14 protein-coding genes and 2 pseudogenes are annotated in these 15,711 nt (G+C 59.1%); 7 read left to right on the top strand and 9 right to left on the bottom strand.

Annotated features, from left to right (window positions below; translation table 11 throughout):
- Positions 1-585 precede the first annotated feature (585 nt).
- Positions 586-813, top strand: coding sequence for a GcrA family cell cycle regulator (locus NKH70_RS34660; protein WP_352566386.1), 228 nt, complete (start codon positions 586-588; stop codon positions 811-813).
- Between the two features lie 47 nt (positions 814-860).
- Here the strand turns inward: NKH70_RS34660 and NKH70_RS34655 are convergent, their stop codons facing one another.
- From NKH70_RS34655 to NKH70_RS34625, 7 genes are all read right to left on the bottom strand, one after another.
- On the bottom strand, positions 861-1,040 hold the full coding sequence (locus NKH70_RS34655) for an aspartate/glutamate racemase family protein (RefSeq protein WP_352668596.1): 180 nt from the start codon (positions 1,038-1,040) through the stop codon (positions 861-863).
- A gap of 114 nt (positions 1,041-1,154) precedes the next feature.
- Complete coding sequence (locus tag NKH70_RS34650; protein ID WP_353027380.1) at positions 1,155-2,387, bottom strand: MalY/PatB family protein; 1,233 nt, start codon at positions 2,385-2,387, stop codon at positions 1,155-1,157.
- A 61-nt stretch (positions 2,388-2,448) separates the two neighbouring features.
- A complete protein-coding gene (locus NKH70_RS34645) occupies positions 2,449-3,216 on the bottom strand; it encodes an amino acid ABC transporter ATP-binding protein (RefSeq protein WP_502908461.1) in 768 nt (255 codons plus the stop codon).
- A 24-nt stretch (positions 3,217-3,240) separates the two neighbouring features.
- Positions 3,241-4,365: an amino acid ABC transporter permease gene (locus NKH70_RS34640; RefSeq protein ID WP_352917363.1), complete on the bottom strand. Its 1,125-nt coding sequence runs from the start codon at positions 4,363-4,365 to the stop codon at positions 3,241-3,243.
- 18 nt (positions 4,366-4,383) lie between these two features.
- A complete protein-coding gene (locus NKH70_RS34635) occupies positions 4,384-5,571 on the bottom strand; it encodes an amino acid ABC transporter permease (RefSeq protein ID WP_352917357.1) in 1,188 nt (395 codons plus the stop codon).
- Positions 5,572-5,641: 70 nt separating this feature from the next.
- Positions 5,642-6,655, bottom strand: a complete 1,014-nt coding sequence (locus NKH70_RS34630) for an amino acid ABC transporter substrate-binding protein (RefSeq protein ID WP_352668591.1) — start codon at positions 6,653-6,655, stop codon at positions 5,642-5,644.
- A 195-nt stretch (positions 6,656-6,850) separates the two neighbouring features.
- Positions 6,851-7,813 carry a LysR family transcriptional regulator gene (locus NKH70_RS34625; RefSeq protein WP_352917355.1) on the bottom strand — a complete coding sequence of 321 codons (963 nt, stop codon included), beginning with the start codon at positions 7,811-7,813 and terminating at the stop codon, positions 6,851-6,853.
- Between the two features lie 459 nt (positions 7,814-8,272).
- Here NKH70_RS34625 and NKH70_RS34620 point away from each other — a divergent pair.
- The 3 genes and pseudogenes from NKH70_RS34620 to NKH70_RS34610 all read left to right on the top strand — a co-directional run.
- Positions 8,273-8,498, top strand: a pseudogene (locus tag NKH70_RS34620) (NADP-dependent oxidoreductase); the annotation flags it as partial.
- A gap of 1,032 nt (positions 8,499-9,530) precedes the next feature.
- Positions 9,531-9,989 carry a nucleoside diphosphate kinase regulator gene (gene rnk / locus NKH70_RS34615; RefSeq protein ID WP_352917354.1) on the top strand — a complete coding sequence of 153 codons (459 nt, stop codon included), beginning with the start codon at positions 9,531-9,533 and terminating at the stop codon, positions 9,987-9,989.
- Positions 9,990-10,150: 161 nt separating this feature from the next.
- Entirely contained in the window at positions 10,151-10,708 is a 558-nt protein-coding gene (locus NKH70_RS34610) for a GreA/GreB family elongation factor (protein ID WP_352917352.1), read from the top strand.
- Between the two features lie 8 nt (positions 10,709-10,716).
- On the opposite strand, the gene NKH70_RS34605 is transcribed toward NKH70_RS34610, so the two are convergent.
- Positions 10,717-11,262 carry a DUF488 domain-containing protein gene (locus tag NKH70_RS34605; protein WP_352566370.1) on the bottom strand — a complete coding sequence of 182 codons (546 nt, stop codon included), beginning with the start codon at positions 11,260-11,262 and terminating at the stop codon, positions 10,717-10,719.
- A 71-nt stretch (positions 11,263-11,333) separates the two neighbouring features.
- Complete coding sequence (locus tag NKH70_RS34600) at positions 11,334-12,179, bottom strand: LysR family transcriptional regulator (RefSeq protein ID WP_352917350.1); 846 nt, start codon at positions 12,177-12,179, stop codon at positions 11,334-11,336.
- Positions 12,180-12,307: 128 nt separating this feature from the next.
- Between NKH70_RS34600 and NKH70_RS34595 the strand changes: the two genes are divergently transcribed.
- From NKH70_RS34595 to NKH70_RS34585, 3 genes and pseudogenes are all read left to right on the top strand, one after another.
- Entirely contained in the window at positions 12,308-12,970 is a 663-nt protein-coding gene (locus NKH70_RS34595; RefSeq protein WP_352917348.1) for a 5-formyltetrahydrofolate cyclo-ligase, read from the top strand.
- A 135-nt stretch (positions 12,971-13,105) separates the two neighbouring features.
- Positions 13,106-14,671 (top strand): annotated as a pseudogene (gene ctaD / locus NKH70_RS34590) (cytochrome c oxidase subunit I); the annotation flags it as partial.
- A 50-nt stretch (positions 14,672-14,721) separates the two neighbouring features.
- On the top strand, positions 14,722-15,342 hold the full coding sequence (locus tag NKH70_RS34585; protein WP_352917345.1) for a Tim44/TimA family putative adaptor protein: 621 nt from the start codon (positions 14,722-14,724) through the stop codon (positions 15,340-15,342).
- Positions 15,343-15,711 lie beyond the last annotated feature (369 nt).

Here is a 15,711-nt window from a genome sequence, read left to right as displayed (position 1 = left end):
CCCAATGTTACGCAATTTGATAGCCGGATTCGTGCGCAACGTCTGCTTTCTGGCAGTCCCTAATTGCGCTTAAATGTCCGACTTTGGGCGCAAAGCGGCCATCCAAGGTTCAGCCTACGGAAAGCGTCTTGGGTCCGATCGCGCCATACAACGCTCGCAACCGAATGACAGCAAAAGGGTCGAACTCCGTCGTTCAGAGTGATTTGGGTTGGGGCGAGAGCGGCCGGCCATGAGGAGGCCCCGGACTGAGAAGAGGTGTCGGTCGGGCGCGCCTGATAGGGGCCCCACAAGGGCACCCCCTGCCCCGTCTGCCGACGGACCCAGGGGGCAGTGACCGCCACGATCAGAGGTACGGCAACATCGGCGCCGGGCCGCCTTCGCGCTGTCAACCGCACGCTACCTAGCGGCAACTGTGGCCTTAAGTCGCAAACTATTGGCTTCAGAAACCAGGCCGTCGGGCTTCATTGACGCTGCAACCAACACCATATGGTGATCCATTGCCCTCCAAAACGAGAGAAGCTGGCCTGACGCGGTCGCACTGCGGCCCTCAACCGGCAATGGCTATGAACTAGGAACCTGAAAACCATGCCTGAAAATATCAGAGTAATTTCGAGAGACGTCCCCCTCATTCAGCTAGGCCTCTATCAGTGCCGCTTCCCGGTAAGCGAAGACCCGTCGGTACCCGGCGGTTACCGTTTTTGTGCTGGGTCAACTTCGCCGGACCGCGTCTACTGCGATCACCACCACGGCATCGTAACCGCTGTCGACCCTCGTCGGGCCCGTTCGGTCCTCGCTCAACGACGCGCCGCGTAAATTAGGCGGCGGGCGGGTCGCCAATTTGCGAGTAGACACCCGGTGGATCACCTTGAGGCCTCCCCCTGCTTGCGGGCGTCGATCAGCAATGGTGCCTCGAAGCACGCAATGATATGGGCGTCGACATTGTCCATTTCCGCCGCGACCACCTGCTTGAGCAGGCCCGGTACGGAGAGTTCACCGTCAAATGGCCCTTCGATCGCTTCAGGTCCAGCCATGGACTGCATGCCCAATATCTCGGTCCCTGGGCCCGCCACCGCCATGGCGGCTGCGACGAAGCGGTCGTGTTGGGATTGATGACGGCAGTTCGCATTCGCAGCATTCCGGCTTGTTGCGCTCAATCACAAAGATGCCAGCGCGCTGGACATGCGCTCCAGCCCTTGGCGCAACAGAGGACGCGGGCAGCCGACATTCAGACGGATGAAGCCTTCGCCGCCAGGCCCATAGACGCGGCCGTCGTAGAGATTGACCCCGGCCTGATCGACAAAGAACTTCTGAATTCCACCCACTCTGCGATCGAGCGCGCACGCGTCCAACCACACCAGAAACGATGCGTCGGGCCGCATGGGCGTGATGCCTGGAAGGTGTTCACCGGCGAACTCGCAAACCAGATCAATGTTGCTGGCGATGTAACGCGTGAGTTGGTCGAGCCATGGCGCGCCGCTGCTGTAGGCAACCTCCAGGGCCAAGCGGCCGAAAAAGTTTGCATTTACCATGAATGACGCCTGCATTGCGGCAAGAAGTGTCTCGCGGCGCTTTTTGCTGGCAACTGAAATGGTTGCCGAAGGAACCCCGGCAAGATTGAAAGTCTTCGTTGGCGCGGTGCAGATGAACGATTTCTCCGCGGCATCTTCCGAGATGGAGGAGAAGACGATGTGGGGGCGATCCGACAACCTTATGTCGCAGTGAATATCGTCGGATATGACCAGGATCCCATGGCGCTCACAAATGTCGTTAAGCGCCGCCAATTCTTCGAGTGTCCAGGCCATTCCGGCAGGGTTGTGAGGATTGCACAGCAGGAATGCCTTGGCACCGCCAGCCGCCAGTTTCTCGAAATCCTCCAGATCGAGCTCATATCTGTTGTTGTGCAATCTCAGCCGGTTCGTAAGCAGAACCCGCCCGTTTCCCTGAACCACTTCGAAATAGGGCGAGTACACGGGCGACTGCACAATGACGCCGTCACCAGGCTTCGTGAAGGTTCGCAGTATCGCAGCGACCGAAGGCATGATCGCCGGGGCGGGAAGCAAGGTCTCCACTTTCGGCGACCAGTTGTGCCGGCGCGCGAACCACGATTGCACGATCTCATAGTGGCGCGGATCGCGGCGTGTGTAGCCGTAAATGCCATGATCCGCGGCCTCGCGCAGCCGCGCGATGACGGTTTCCGGAGCGCGGAAATCCATATCCGCTGTCCATAGGGACAGCAGGTTCTGGCCCTCGACCTGCGGAGAGAACTCATCCCACTGGTTGGCCCATTTGGCGGATCCGAATTGCTGGCGGTCGTGGATTTGGTCGAAATCTATTCCCGCGATATTTCGTTGCCCAAGCGCCGATGCGGGCGTGTCTGCACAAGCCATTTGATAGTCACCTAGAAAATCTGTTGCTACGGTTACAGCCGCTTTGCTTCTGCGGACGTCCCTATTTGAGGATTTGCGCCAGAAACTGCCGTGCCCGTTCCGATCGGGAGTTGGTGAAGAACTGATGGGGCGTGTTGGTTTCGACGATCTCCCCGCGGTCCATGAACACCACGCGATCGGCCACCTCCCGCGCGAAGCCCATCTCATGCGTCACGCACAGCATCGTCATGCCTTCACTCGCAAGCGACACCATCGTGTCGAGCACCTCCTTGACCATCTCCGGATCGAGGGCAGAGGTCGGCTCGTCGAAAAGCATGATCTTTGGGTTCATGCAGAGAGCCCGGGCAATTGCAGCGCGTTGCTGCTGGCCACCCGACAACTGCCCTGGGTAGCTCTCCGCCTTCTCCGCAATTCTGACGCGATCGAGATAATGGCGCGCCAATTCCTCAGCGGCCGACCGCGGCATCTTTCTCACCCAAAACGGCGCAAGCGTGCAATTCTCAAGCACCGTAAGGTGGGGAAACAGATTGAAGTGCTGAAACACCATCCCGACGTTGCTGCGCACTGCGTCGATCTTGCGCAGATCCTCGGTTACCAACTTGCCGTTGACGATGATGTCGCCCGACTGATGCTCCTCGAGATGGTTGATGCAGCGGATCATCGTCGACTTGCCCGACCCGGAGGGGCCACAGATCACAATGCGCTGCCCCCGCGTCACCGAGAGGTTGATGTTCTTGAGCGCATGGTACGAACCGAACCATTTATTGACGTCACGCAGTTCGATGGCCATCGCCTTGCCGTAGGGCGTTGCCTTCGTCGCTGCGTGCATTGCTTGTGGCATCATCATCTCGTCCTAGGATTTGTGGCCACGCGCCAATTGGCGCTCCATCGATTGCGAGTAGCGGGACATGCCGAAGCAAAAGCCCCAGTAGACCAGTCCGGCAAAGAGGTAGCCGGTTGAGGAGATCGTCGGGCCTGCCCAGTTCGGATCGACTCGCGCCGTTTCGACGGCCCTCAGGAAATCTGCTATGCCGACGATGGCGACCAGCGTCGTGTCCTTGAACAGGCCGATGAAGGTCGACACGATGCTCGGGATAACGATCGTCAACGCCTGGGGGAGGACGATCAGGCGCATCATGTCGAAGTAGTTGATCCCGAGCGCTTTCGCCGCTTCGTATTGGCCCTTCGGGATCGCCTGAAGGCCGGCCCTCACAACCTCGGCCATATAGGCGGATGAGAACAACGCTATCGCGATGAGCGGGCGCAGCAGACGATCAGGCGTCAGATAGTCGGGGACGAAAAGCGGCATCATGAAGTTCGCCATGAACAACACCGTGATAAACGGCACGCCCCGGACGACTTCGATGAATGTGACGCAAACCGTCTTGACGAAAGGGAGTTCCGACCGGCGTCCAAGCGCCAGGATAACTCCGATCGGAAGCGAGAAGACGATGCCCACAATCGACATCAGCAGCGTGATCAAGAGACCGCCCCAGAGCGTCGTGTCGATGACAGGCAAATGGAGCCAGGCGACGCCGCGCACCAGAACGAACGCGGCAATGGGGTAGACGAGGAAGAATAGCAACGCCGCCACTTCGCGCCGCGGAGCCTTCGTCCACAGGAGCCAAACGATGAGGATGGCGCCGATCGCCTGCGCAAGGTCCACGCGCCACCGCTCGGAAACCGGGTACGCGCCGTATCGCAGGTAGTCGAACTTCTCGGCAATGAAAGGCCAGCAAGCTCCTTGGCTGTTCGCACGGCATGCTTCGCGACCGCCGCTCCAGACCGCGTCGAAGATCGCAAAGCTCAAAAAGTGATGCAGCAGCCACACGGCGAGGACGACAAAGCAGATTGTCAGCGCGCCTGAAGCCGGCGTCGAAAACAGATTCTTTTTTATCCAGGTCACTGGACCTGGCCGAACGTCGGCGGGGGGCGCCATCGCTGGTATGAGCGCACCGCTGACAAAAGGCGAATGCATGGACTGATCGCTCACGCGTCACCTCTCGACGATCGCAAAATGTCGGTTACACGCGTTCATGGCCAACGACGTGGCAAGGGAGATAACGAGATAGACAGACAAGGTGATCGCCATGACCTGGACGGCCGCGCCGGTCTGGTTGAGCACCGTCCCTGCAAAGATCTGCACGAGGTCGGGATACCCGATGAACACCGCCAGCGACGAGTTCTTGATGAGATTGAGATACTGGCTTGTCAAAGGCGGTATGATGATCCGCAGCGCCTGGGGAACGACGACCAGACGAAGCGTCTTGCCCGGCGCCAGCCCCAGCGCATACGCAGCCTCCGTCTGGCCCTTTGGCACTGCCTGGATTCCACCTCGAACGATCTCGGCGATGTATGAACCGGTGTAGACCGACAGACCGATCAGGAGAGCGGCAAACTCCGGATAGAGCTGATGCCCGCCTTGAAAATTGAAGCCGCGCAGCTGCGGCGCGACGAACGAGACCGGCTCGCCAGCCTCCAGGAACACGACCAGCGGAAATCCTATCAACGTCGCCAGACTGACCAAAAGCACCGGCAGCTGCTTGCCCGTCCGTCTCTGGACGCTCCTGGCGCGAAACCAGAATGCAACGCAGCAGGAAATGGCCGTCACGAATGCCAGGCTCACCAACCCCGCTCCCGGATGCAACTGGATCTCCGGAATGATGAGGCCGCGATTGTTTAGGTAGATGCCGCCGGGGATGGCGATAGACGCCTTCGGGGAGGGCAACGGCTTGAGGACGGCGTTGTACCAGAACAGCAGCTGCAGCAATAACGGGACATTGCGCACAAGCTCGACATAGGCGGTCGCCACCTTCGAAACGATCCAGTTCCGCGACAGGCGGGCAACGCCGATGACGAAGCCAAGCAAGGTCGCCAACAGGATTGCGAGTACGCTGACGTAGAGTGTGTTGACCACTCCGACCCAGAAGGCCTGACCATAGGTGGACAGCGCATCGTACGGTATCAGGGTCTGACTGATGTCGAAGCCGGCAGCCTCATTCCAAAAATCGAATGAGAGCGGAATCCCCCGGACCCGCATATTCGATGCTGTCTGCATCCCGATGCCCAGGGCCAAGGCCAGCAGACAGCCAGCGAGCAAGAGCTGGTAGAGAACGCCTCGCACTTTCGTATCGTGCAGCGACAGGCTCCTGCGCGACGGCGCGGGAAGCGACAAATGGGACATGGCCTGTTCCTATCGGGATCCGTGCAGGGCGCTGGTGGTAACACGCCAGCGCCTTGCAACCATGCTTTGCCTAGCGGATCGGCGGAGCGTACTGAACGCCGCCTTTGTTCCAGAGCGCGTTCATGCCACGCTCCATTTTCAGCGGCGAATCCTTGCCGATATTGCGATCAAAGACTTCACCGTAGTTGCCGACCTGTTTGATCACCTGGACCGGCCAGTCGTCGCCGAGCCCGATGTCCTTGCCTATGCTACCGTCCACGCCAAGCAGACGGCGGATGCTGGGATTGTCCGACGACTTCATGGCATCGACGTTCTTGGAGGTGACCCCGTTTTCTTCCGCGGCCACCATGACGTAGAGCGTCCACTTCGCCACATTGAACCACTGGTCGTCACCCTGCCGCACCGCCGGGCCAAGCGGCTCCTTTGAGATCAGCTCGGGAAGAACAATGCTGTCGTCCGGCTTGGCCATGCGAAGCCGCGACGCGTTCAAGGTGGAGGTGTCCGCGGACAAGACGTCGCAACGACCCTCCTCGTAAGCCTTCACGACCGCTTCCTCGTCGGCGAAACCAACCGTCGTGTACTTGATCGACTGCGAGCGAAAATAGTCGGCAAGGTTCAACTCGGTCGTGGTGCCCTGGGTGACGCATATCGATGCGCCCTCGAGCCCCTTGGCTGACGTGATGTTGTCCGCCTTGCGCACCATGAATCCCTGGCCGTCATAGAAATACGTGCCGGCAAACAGTATGCCGAGGGATGTATCGCGGGAGGAGGTCCAGGTTGCGTTGTGTGCGAGGATGTCGATCTCTCCCGACTGCAAGGCGGTGAAGCGATCTTTTGGCGTCAATGGGATGAACTTGACCTTTTGCGCATCCCCGAGCACGGCAGCGGCCACGGCGCGACAATAGTCGACCACAAATCCGGTCCATTTGCCTTCATTGTCGGGAAGGCTGAAGCCAGCCGTGGCCGAATTTGTGCCACACGTCAGCACGCCATTTTTCTTGACATTGTCGAGGGTTGCGGACCACGCCGAGGAGGCGGTGCACGCGATAGCGAGGGCAAGGAGGCCCTTGAACGTGGATCTCATTTCGGTATTCCCCTGTTTTTCTTGAAGAGACTGTGCTCTCAAGCATAAGTATTCGTCAAATTGATTGTTCTCATTACGAAAATGAGCGCTGCTCATAATTTATGAGGCACCCGCTCTCGGGTGAAAAGGGACTTGAGTGGTGATCGGGCCGGTTTGCTTGAGCGGGCTGATCGAATGAGCGACAGTGCGCGCGATCTATTGTGCAGCCAACCCCGGTGCTCCGACGGTTAGCCCTTGATCTCTCTTGGTCCGCGACTCGTTGTAGATGCTAATGATGATTTCCCGGAGCCATTTGGTACCCGGGTCATTCGCCATCTGGCGGTGAACAATGAGCCACGCATTCACATTTGATATCGGAAGGGGCGGCGGGACCAGCGTCACCTCGCTCCTCTCATCCAGCATTTGCAGGATGGCATCGCCGCAATGGGTAATCAGTTCAGTGCCGCGAAGCGCCCAGGGCAGCACCAGATAATTCGAGATGGTCGCAACGACATTGCGCCGTAGACCCATTAGCTTGAGGGCGGCATCAGCAAGACCTTCTGCCAGACCATCTGCGGAAATCTGCAGGTGAGAACTGGCCAAATACGTTTCCAGTGTCATTGCGTTCCTGGCTATCTTGCTTCCACTCCACACCGCGCAAAATAGCTGATCCTGGCCAAGTTCCACCTTCAGGAGACCCGGGTCATCGCGTATCGCGGCTCCCGTCAGCGCACAGTCGACTTGTCTCAAATAGACTGATGAACCGATCTCGGGTCCGTTTGCGGGAATGACGTTCAGCGTCGCGCCAGGAGCTTGCCTCGAAAATTCTCGAATGAGCCCAGGGATAAATATCATGGCGTGGTAATCGGTAAGTCCAACGCGAAAGTTGCGTCGCGTCGTTGCCGGATTGAACACCTGATGCCGGTCGATCGACGCGCGGATCGTTGCCAGTGCAGCAGAAATATCTGACAGCAACTCCACCGCCCGTGGGGTTGGCCGCATCTCCCCCCCGTCTCTCGTGAACAATTCGTCCTGCAAGAGATACCGAAGCTTTGATAGGGAATGACTTACAGCGGATTGTGTTCTTCCCAATTCGGTCGCTGCACGCGTTACGCTCCTTTCACGCATCATAACGTCGAATACTCGTAGCAAATTGAGGTCGATATCATCAAAACTCATGAGAACGTCCGCACAGTTTTTCCCATGCTACACTGTTTTCAAGCGGCGGGCGAAAGCCAGATTTGCGCCTGCTGTCGACGGCCGTGACGAGACCCTATCGTAGCTTCACTCTCAACGGCTTCGCTGGCCGTGGCTGTCGTATGGCCAAAGCCCGCGCAGACGGCTTGGTCTCCCCTTTTGCTCTCCGGCGAATTCTATTCGCCGACGGGCAGATCTGCATGACTTTGCCTATATATCATCAAGCCAGTTGCTTCCCTTGCCGGCATCTGCCTGCCTTGATCAAACCGTTTGTGGCGCAGAGGTAAGCCGCCCGGGCGAGTGTCCGCTTTTGGGATTTTCGCACATCATCGCAACGACCGACATTAGGCGCGAAGCGGGCATTCGCCGTCCAAGAGACAAAAGTTTCTTTCGGTGAACCCATGACATCGACAAGCAGCACGGATTGGCCCCTCTCCTGCGGTTCGAGCCGGAGGAACACTGGTGACCGTCGTCGGGCCGCCCGACGCGCCGCCCGCCAATGGCCTGGCGGTCGACTTCGTTGTCGAGTCCGATCGTGCTCAACTGAGTGAAATCGTCCAGGGCGTGCGGGACGGACGGCTGCGGACGAACATCGGCAACATCTCGACCCTCGACGATGCCGTTTCGGCGACGCTCGGGGAAGACGATCATCAGCGTTCGTCCGTGAGCGACACGCGCCTGTCGCGCCCGGCCGGCCGGCGCTGTCCAGATAGGCCGGCTGCGTCCTGTACGCAACGCCGGATCAAAGTACTCTCCTCTGCAAAGCTGGGCGCTCGTTGGCGATGCCGGCTATAACAAGGAGGCAAACACTGCGCAGGGTATCAGCGATGCCTTCCGGGATGCTGAGCTCTGCGCAAAAGCACTTGGCCTGGCTTTCAAGGGCGACAGCAGTTTCGAGGCGGCTATGGCGGACTATCAGCGACAGCGCGACCAACACTAGCTGCCGATGTATGAGTTCACCTGCCAACTCGCAACGATGGAGCCGCCCATGGAGATGCAGCAACTCTTCGGGGCGATCGCTGGCAACCGGCAAGCCGAGGACAACTTCGCGCGCGTGAACGCGGGCACGATCTCGCCAGGCGCGTTCTTCGCACGCGAAATGTAGCCCGGATCATGGGCTCAGCCAGCAGGCCACTCTGAATTGCTGGTGTCGTCTTGAGCGTTGAGGTTCATGGGCTGCGGCTTAGGCCGCGCTCTGGGCTGGAGCGACCTCACCGAGGAGGAGCAGACGGCGCTCAAACGCACGAACCGTGGACCTACGAGGCGCTGTCGAAAGTATTGGCCGAACGCCTTATCTCCTCGGGCTTGCCGAAGAGAGACCGAGCGGGACCGGCAGAAACAGGGCTCGAAGAGAGCTGGTGATCAACACTTTGCTTGGCGCTCGCGCTGACTAGCTCGCGACTTTAATATCCGCCGAGGCGGCTTCCTTGACTTCCCGGATCTCTTCACCAACTATCATGATATGAATGCCGCCGTAAAAACCCGTCACGACTTTCTTTTCCGGGTTTGCCCCATCGCGGGATCGTAACCCCCGGCTCGGCTGACATGTTCCCCCGAGCCGAGGGGCAACACTTAAATAATCGACATGGAAGTCCGCGGGCCGCCGATCGGCTCGGCTCGGCTGTGAGCAGGACATTCTTGACTTGGCCGCTCGCATCATCTTTCGCGACGGCGTCCCACCTGAGATACGAGTATTCAAATGCAAGACAAGAAGACCCGGCGTAAGCCGAACATCCCCATCTCGCAGTCGGACCATGCGCGTCTGTCAGCGCTTGCGGGCGCCGTCGCCGCACGGAATCCGAAGGCTTCCGATGAACTGCTCGCCGAACTAGAGCGGGCTCGTATCGTCGCCGATGGTTGGATCCCCACAGGCACCGTCCAGATGGGCTCGACAGTGACGTTCAAGCCAGACACCGGAGACGCGAAAACGGTCACGCTGGTTTTTCCTGGTGATGCGGATATCACCGAAGGCAAGGTTTCAATCCTCACGCCGATCGGCACGGCCCTGATCGGCCTCTCGGCCGGACAGTCGATCATGTGGACTGCGCGAGACGGGCGGCGGCACGAACTCTGGGTGCTAGCGGTGAAACAACCGGCTCCGGAAGGCGCGACCGAACAGCGCCCGCCGGCGCCTTCGGCTATCGAGGCCGGCGTCTAGACATGGGCGTTTCCGTGCGTCTCCTCAATCACGCGGGCAGCCTGATCGCAGGAGTCTGACCCCTGTGCCGGCCTGTTATGGTTCGGCACAGGGGAAGTTTTCCAAACCCGATCAATTGTATAACGCCGGATTTCGCCCCGCGGACCGGCTGGAGACGCGCCATGCCCACTAGCGACAGCTGTCAACTGACCACCAAGGACTACACAATTCTTGAAGTAATGCGGGAACGCCACCGCGGCGAAATCCTCTCGGCTATCCTTAACCGGAAGATTTCGAGCGCCGTTGTAATGTTTCGGGATGATATTCCGGCAACCGTCGTGACGCTCAGCAGCCGCGTGGCTTATCGGGTAAACGACGGCCCTGCCGAAACCCGCATCGTCGCACATGACGAGATGCGCGGTCTGGTTGGAATGCTTTTGCCTATCACCAATCCGCGCGGTCTGGCGCTGCTTGGCTTGGCCGAAGGTGAGTCCATGTCCATTCCGACTGCGGACGGTGGCCTTGAAACGCTGAGTGTGCATGAAGTGGTCTATCAGCCGGAAACCGCAAGGCGCGAGAGATTGAAGCTGGCGGGAGCTGCCGCGCGGGGCTCGTCGCGACTGGCCGGACCGGTTCTGCGCGTCGTCCATCGTTGCGATGAGCTGCAGGACCAAGCGGTGGACAAAAACATCGCGGCCTTCGACACCGGGTTCGATGACCCGGGTCCGTCGGCGGCCTGAGAGCTCGACTATCCCGAAGGATGTGAAGACGGGTAGACAAGCGTTCCGTCGGCCCTTGCCTTCGCGGCGTCGGTGAGTTTCGCCGGCTCGATCTTATCCTTGCCCATTAAATGAAAGACAGCCTCGCCGCGGCTAAGGAGATAATCGGCGACGATTCTTCTGTGACAGCGCCACCAGAGCGTTTCCGAGCACATGATGGCGCTTCGCCGCTGCCTGCCGAGGGACAGAAGCCGATTCAGGCCGTCAAGAAACTCCGCCGACAGCGCGTGGTCGGCGTAATTGTGAAAACTCTGGTTGATCCAGAATGCGTTGAGCACAGGTGGAACGTCGTGCGCCTTGCCGCGCAGGCCGCCAAGCTCGGCAATGTATTCATATCCGATCCCGAACGCTGCCAGCGCTTCGGGAAGCACCTCGCTGTTGAACTGCGGGTTCGCCCGCGAGCGTCTGACAGTCCTGATGTCGATAACCAGGGTGATCTCTGCGATCCGTAGCAGGGCGACGAATTCGGCGATCGACCGCGTCGAGTGACCGATGGTGTGGAATGGATAAGGCATGTACGGTCAACCCATGGCAACGGATTTCTTTCCGGCTTGATGACCGATGATTTGGAACTGAAACAACGCTGTCATTTCACCACCTGCTTCAGACCACGTAACGCCTCCTGGACGTCGGCGCGCGCCTCGCTTGCTTCCGGATAGACTGCATAGGCTGGATAGGTGAATTCCGGGGCGCCTTCCACCACCTCCAGCTGTCCCGCCTCGATATGGGGCGCTGCGGCGCCCCTGCGGAAATAGCCCATTCCGCCAGCGCGCAGGATGTAGCTCAGCCCGAGCGGACCAAGGCCGACCATCAATCCTGGCTCGCCGAAGGCTGAGGAGCTGGCATCATGCTGGGCCGCAAACAGCGGTCCCCAATCGACATAGACATAATCCTTGGACCCGACCGTTCCCCGGTCTCCGTCCGTGGTCCGAACCAGGACGAGTTGCTCCTCGACGAGAAGCTCTACCCTGAAACCCGGCAGCAGCTTCGGCGCATAGAGCACGGCAATGTCCAGAACGCCGGTCCTCAGCTGCTCGAGGAGTTGGTCCGGAACGCCGACCTGGGCCTGGATGGCGATTTCCGGCCTGGCGTTCTTCATCCAGACCAGCCAGTCGAGCAGCAGCGGATTCCACAGACTGAGCTCTCCGCCCAAGGCAACCACGCTTGTCCGTCCCGATGGGATGGCGAGCTGATGCCGTGCCCGTTCCCAGATTTGTACGAATGATTGGGCGAACCGCTCGAATTCCCGGCCCGCCGGAGTCAGCTGCGCGCCATTGCGGTTGCGGATAAAGAGCTGACGGCCGAGTTCGTCTTCCAGCGTGCGTATCCGCGCGCTTACCGTGGTCTGGGTAACGTGGAGCCGGTCGGCGGCTTTCAGAAAGCTGCCGGAATGGACGATTTCCAGAAACGTGCGAGCGCGGTCGATGTCCATTCTGGCTCCAGTCAGTGCAATAATTTTGCATCAATACAGCATTTAATTCCGTTTGCCTTCCTGTTTTACGCAGCGCAACGTTCAGAAGGTCGCGCTGGCTTCCGCCGCAAGAGTTGATGGAGCGCACAATGTCTGATCAGGAGGATCTTCCCTTGGAAACGCGAGAGTACGCCTCGCCGCCGTGCTTCATGCACGAACTCGTTCCCGGATATGGCACCGGGCCGGTTGTGCAAGACGCATGGACAGAAGTCTGTCGATGGCGCAAGGCGGAGCGCAAGCGCTTGATCGATGAGCGTCTTGCCGTCGACGCCGAGGAACGCTTGGCGAGGTCTACTCGCGTTGCCTCCGCGCTCGACCGGGCTGTCAGCCGGGTCAGCGGGCGCATCATCAGCGGCTACTGGCCTTTTCGCGGCGAGCCGGACCTTCGCAACTGGGCGGTACGGGTGATCGAGCGCGGCGGGCGGATCGCGCTGCCGGTCGTCATCAAGAAAGGCTGGCCTATGGAGTTTCGTATCTGGGGACCAGGAGACCCGCTCGAACGCGGCATCTGGAATATTCTTGTTCCGTCAAATGGGCCATCGGTCCAGCCGGATGTCGTCATCGCGCCGGTTGTCGGTTTCGACCAGGCTAACTACCGCCTGGGCTATGGCGGCGGCTTTTTTGACCGGACTCTGGCGGCCGTGCCGAAGCGGCCTCTCGTCGTCGGCGTCGGTTACGCCGGCAGCAGGATCCAGACCATCTATCCGCAGCCACACGACATTCCGATGGATGTGATCGTCACCGATGAATGAATGAGTGCAGGCGAGACCTGATCCTCCTGTGACGGCGGATCGCAGACGGCCGGGTCCATCTTTGAGTCCGCCGCGCCTCCAGTGAAGAGCAGGAAGCAAATCATGTCCAATCCAGCCACCACGGCCTTGGATGATCATAAGCCGCGGTTTGTCGTCAGGTGGCTGTTCTCCACCAACCACAAGGATATCGGGACGCTTTACCTGCTGTTCTCGATCATGGCCGGGGTCTTCGGTACAGGGCTTTCCGTGTTGATCCGCATGGAGTTGCAGGAGCCGGGCCTGCAGATATTTGGCGATCCGGGGGTCTACAACGTCGTCGTCAGTGCCCACGGGCTGGTCATGATCTTTTTCGTCCTAATGCCGGCACTGATTGGTGGCTTCGGCAACTGGATGGTACCGATCATGATTGGCGCCCCCGACATGGCCTTTCCGCGCTTGAACAACATCTCATTCTGGCTGCTGGTGATGTCATTTATCCTCTTCATAGCCTCAATGTTCGTTCCAGGAGCGCCCGGCACGCTTGGCCATGGCGGCGGCTGGACGCTCTACCCGCCCTTGTCGACTGATGGCCAGCCAGGCCCCGCGGTCGACCTCGTGATTCTGTCAATCCACCTGTCGGGTGCCTCTTCGATCCTTGGCGCTATCAACTTCATCACCACCATCTTCAATATGCGCGCGCCTGGCATGACGATGCACAAGATGCCTCTGTTCGCCTGGTCGATGCTGGTTACTGCCTTCATGCTTCTGATGTCGCTGCCCGTACTCGCCGGCGCCATCACCATGCTTTTGACCGATCGCAATTTCGGGACGACCTTCTTCGCGCCCGCCGGCGGCGGTGATCCGGTCCTCTATCAGCATCTGTTCTGGTTCTTCGGCCATCCCGAAGTCTACATAATGATTCTACCCGGCTTCGGCATCATCAGCCATGTCATCTCGACCTTCGCCAGGAAGCCGATCTTCGGCTATCTCGGCATGGCCTATGCGATGGTGGCGATCGCCGCGATCGGCTTCGTCGTGTGGGCGCATCATATGTATACGACCGGCCTGTCCGTGGACACCCAGCGTTACTTCGCCTTCGCCTCGATGGTCATCGCCGTTCCAACCGGCGTGAAGGTTTTTTCCTGGCTAGCGACTATGTGGGGAGGATCGATAGACTTCAAGACACCGATGCAGTGGGCTCTCGGTTTCGTCCTGCTGTTCACCATCGGCGGCGTCACCGGCATCATGGTTGCAAACCCTGGTATCGACCGCGTGTATCACGATACCTATTTTGTGGTCGCCCACTTTCATTATGTGCTGTCTTTGGGCGCGGTCTTCGCCATCTTCGCCGGCTTCTATTACTGGTTCCCGAAGATGACCGGCTATATGTACAACGAAACGATGGGCAAGCTGCATTTCTGGGTGATGTTCATTGGCGTCAACCTGGTCTTTTTCCCGCAGCATTTTCTCGGCATGGCCGGCATGCCGCGACGCTATGCCGACTACCCCGACGCTTTCGCCGGCTGGAATTTTGTCTCGTCGATCGGCTCCTACATTTCAACGGCCGGACTTGTCGTCTTTTTCATCACGGTAGCGGAAGCTTTCAGCCGCAAACGCCAGGCTGGCGCCAACCCATGGGGCGAAGGGGCGGCCACCCTCGAATGGCTGCTGCCGTCGCCGCCACCCTTCCACCAATGGGAAAAGCTGCCGCGCATTCTCTAACACTGGCCTCCAGTTCCAAATCGGCGTCTGTTATTGTTTGGGAGACCGTCATGAACGAGACCACAGATCCAAACAACCAAATCCTGCTCGTAGCAATTGTCGCGTTTTATTGGGCATTGCTGGCAGGTTGGGACCAGCTGCTGCCGCGCTCGGATGACGACAAGACCAAGCGGGGCGATGCGGTGACTGAGCAACGAAGCGGCGTTGCCGATTACGCTTCATCGGCGGGCCAGCCCTTGGATGTGATCCGGGACATCGATCCGAATTTTGACCTTGCCGCGTTTCTAACCGGCGCCAAAACGGCCTATGAAGTTATCCTGCGGGCCTATGCAGATGGCGACATCCAAACGTTGAAACGCCTTGTCGGGCCGGAAGTGCTTGAGACCTTCGAACGAGCTATTGCCGGGCGCCGGGATCGGGAAGAGACGCTGCAGCTGACCCTCATCGGCGTGAGTGAAGCAAAAGTCATCGAGGCTCTCGAGGAGAATGGGACCGCAGAGATCGGCGTTCGCTTCGTTTCCCAGGTGGTCAGTGTCACCCGTTCAGCCAACGACCGGGTCGTGGCTGGCGATCCCACGCTGATTGTTGAGGTGATCGACACCTGGACGTTTGCCCGCGAAACACAGTCAACGAAGCGCGACTGGGTTTTGATCGCCACCGAGGGCGACTAACAGGTATGTGCTCTTCCGAGAAGCCTGCCTCCCGTGTCACCGTTGAAGGGCAGTCAACCCGGAGCGTTGGGTGGCCTGAGCGGATTTGTCATTTTTTGACAGCACCCACCCACTATTGGCCTGTCGCGATTAATTGGACATGACACGGGCTCAGTCGACCATTTTCAAGCAGCGAGCTGCGTAGCAGGGCCTGGAAATAAATTACCAGATGGTATCCTCATGTGATATGGTCAAATCTTGGCCGAGAAAAATTAATAGAAACAAAGGAGGCCGCGATGAGAGATTATTTTTCATTTCAGCTATTCATGAGAATGTCGACTGCGTTATTTATTGGTGCCGCTATCTATTCCATCGTTTTCGGGAATACAT

It is taken from the genome of Mesorhizobium sp. M0991, from assembly GCF_040318915.1.
GTDB lineage: Bacteria > Pseudomonadota > Alphaproteobacteria > Rhizobiales > Rhizobiaceae > Mesorhizobium.
Note: the sequence above shows the minus strand (reverse complement) of the source record. Positions and strands in the feature narration are given on the sequence as shown.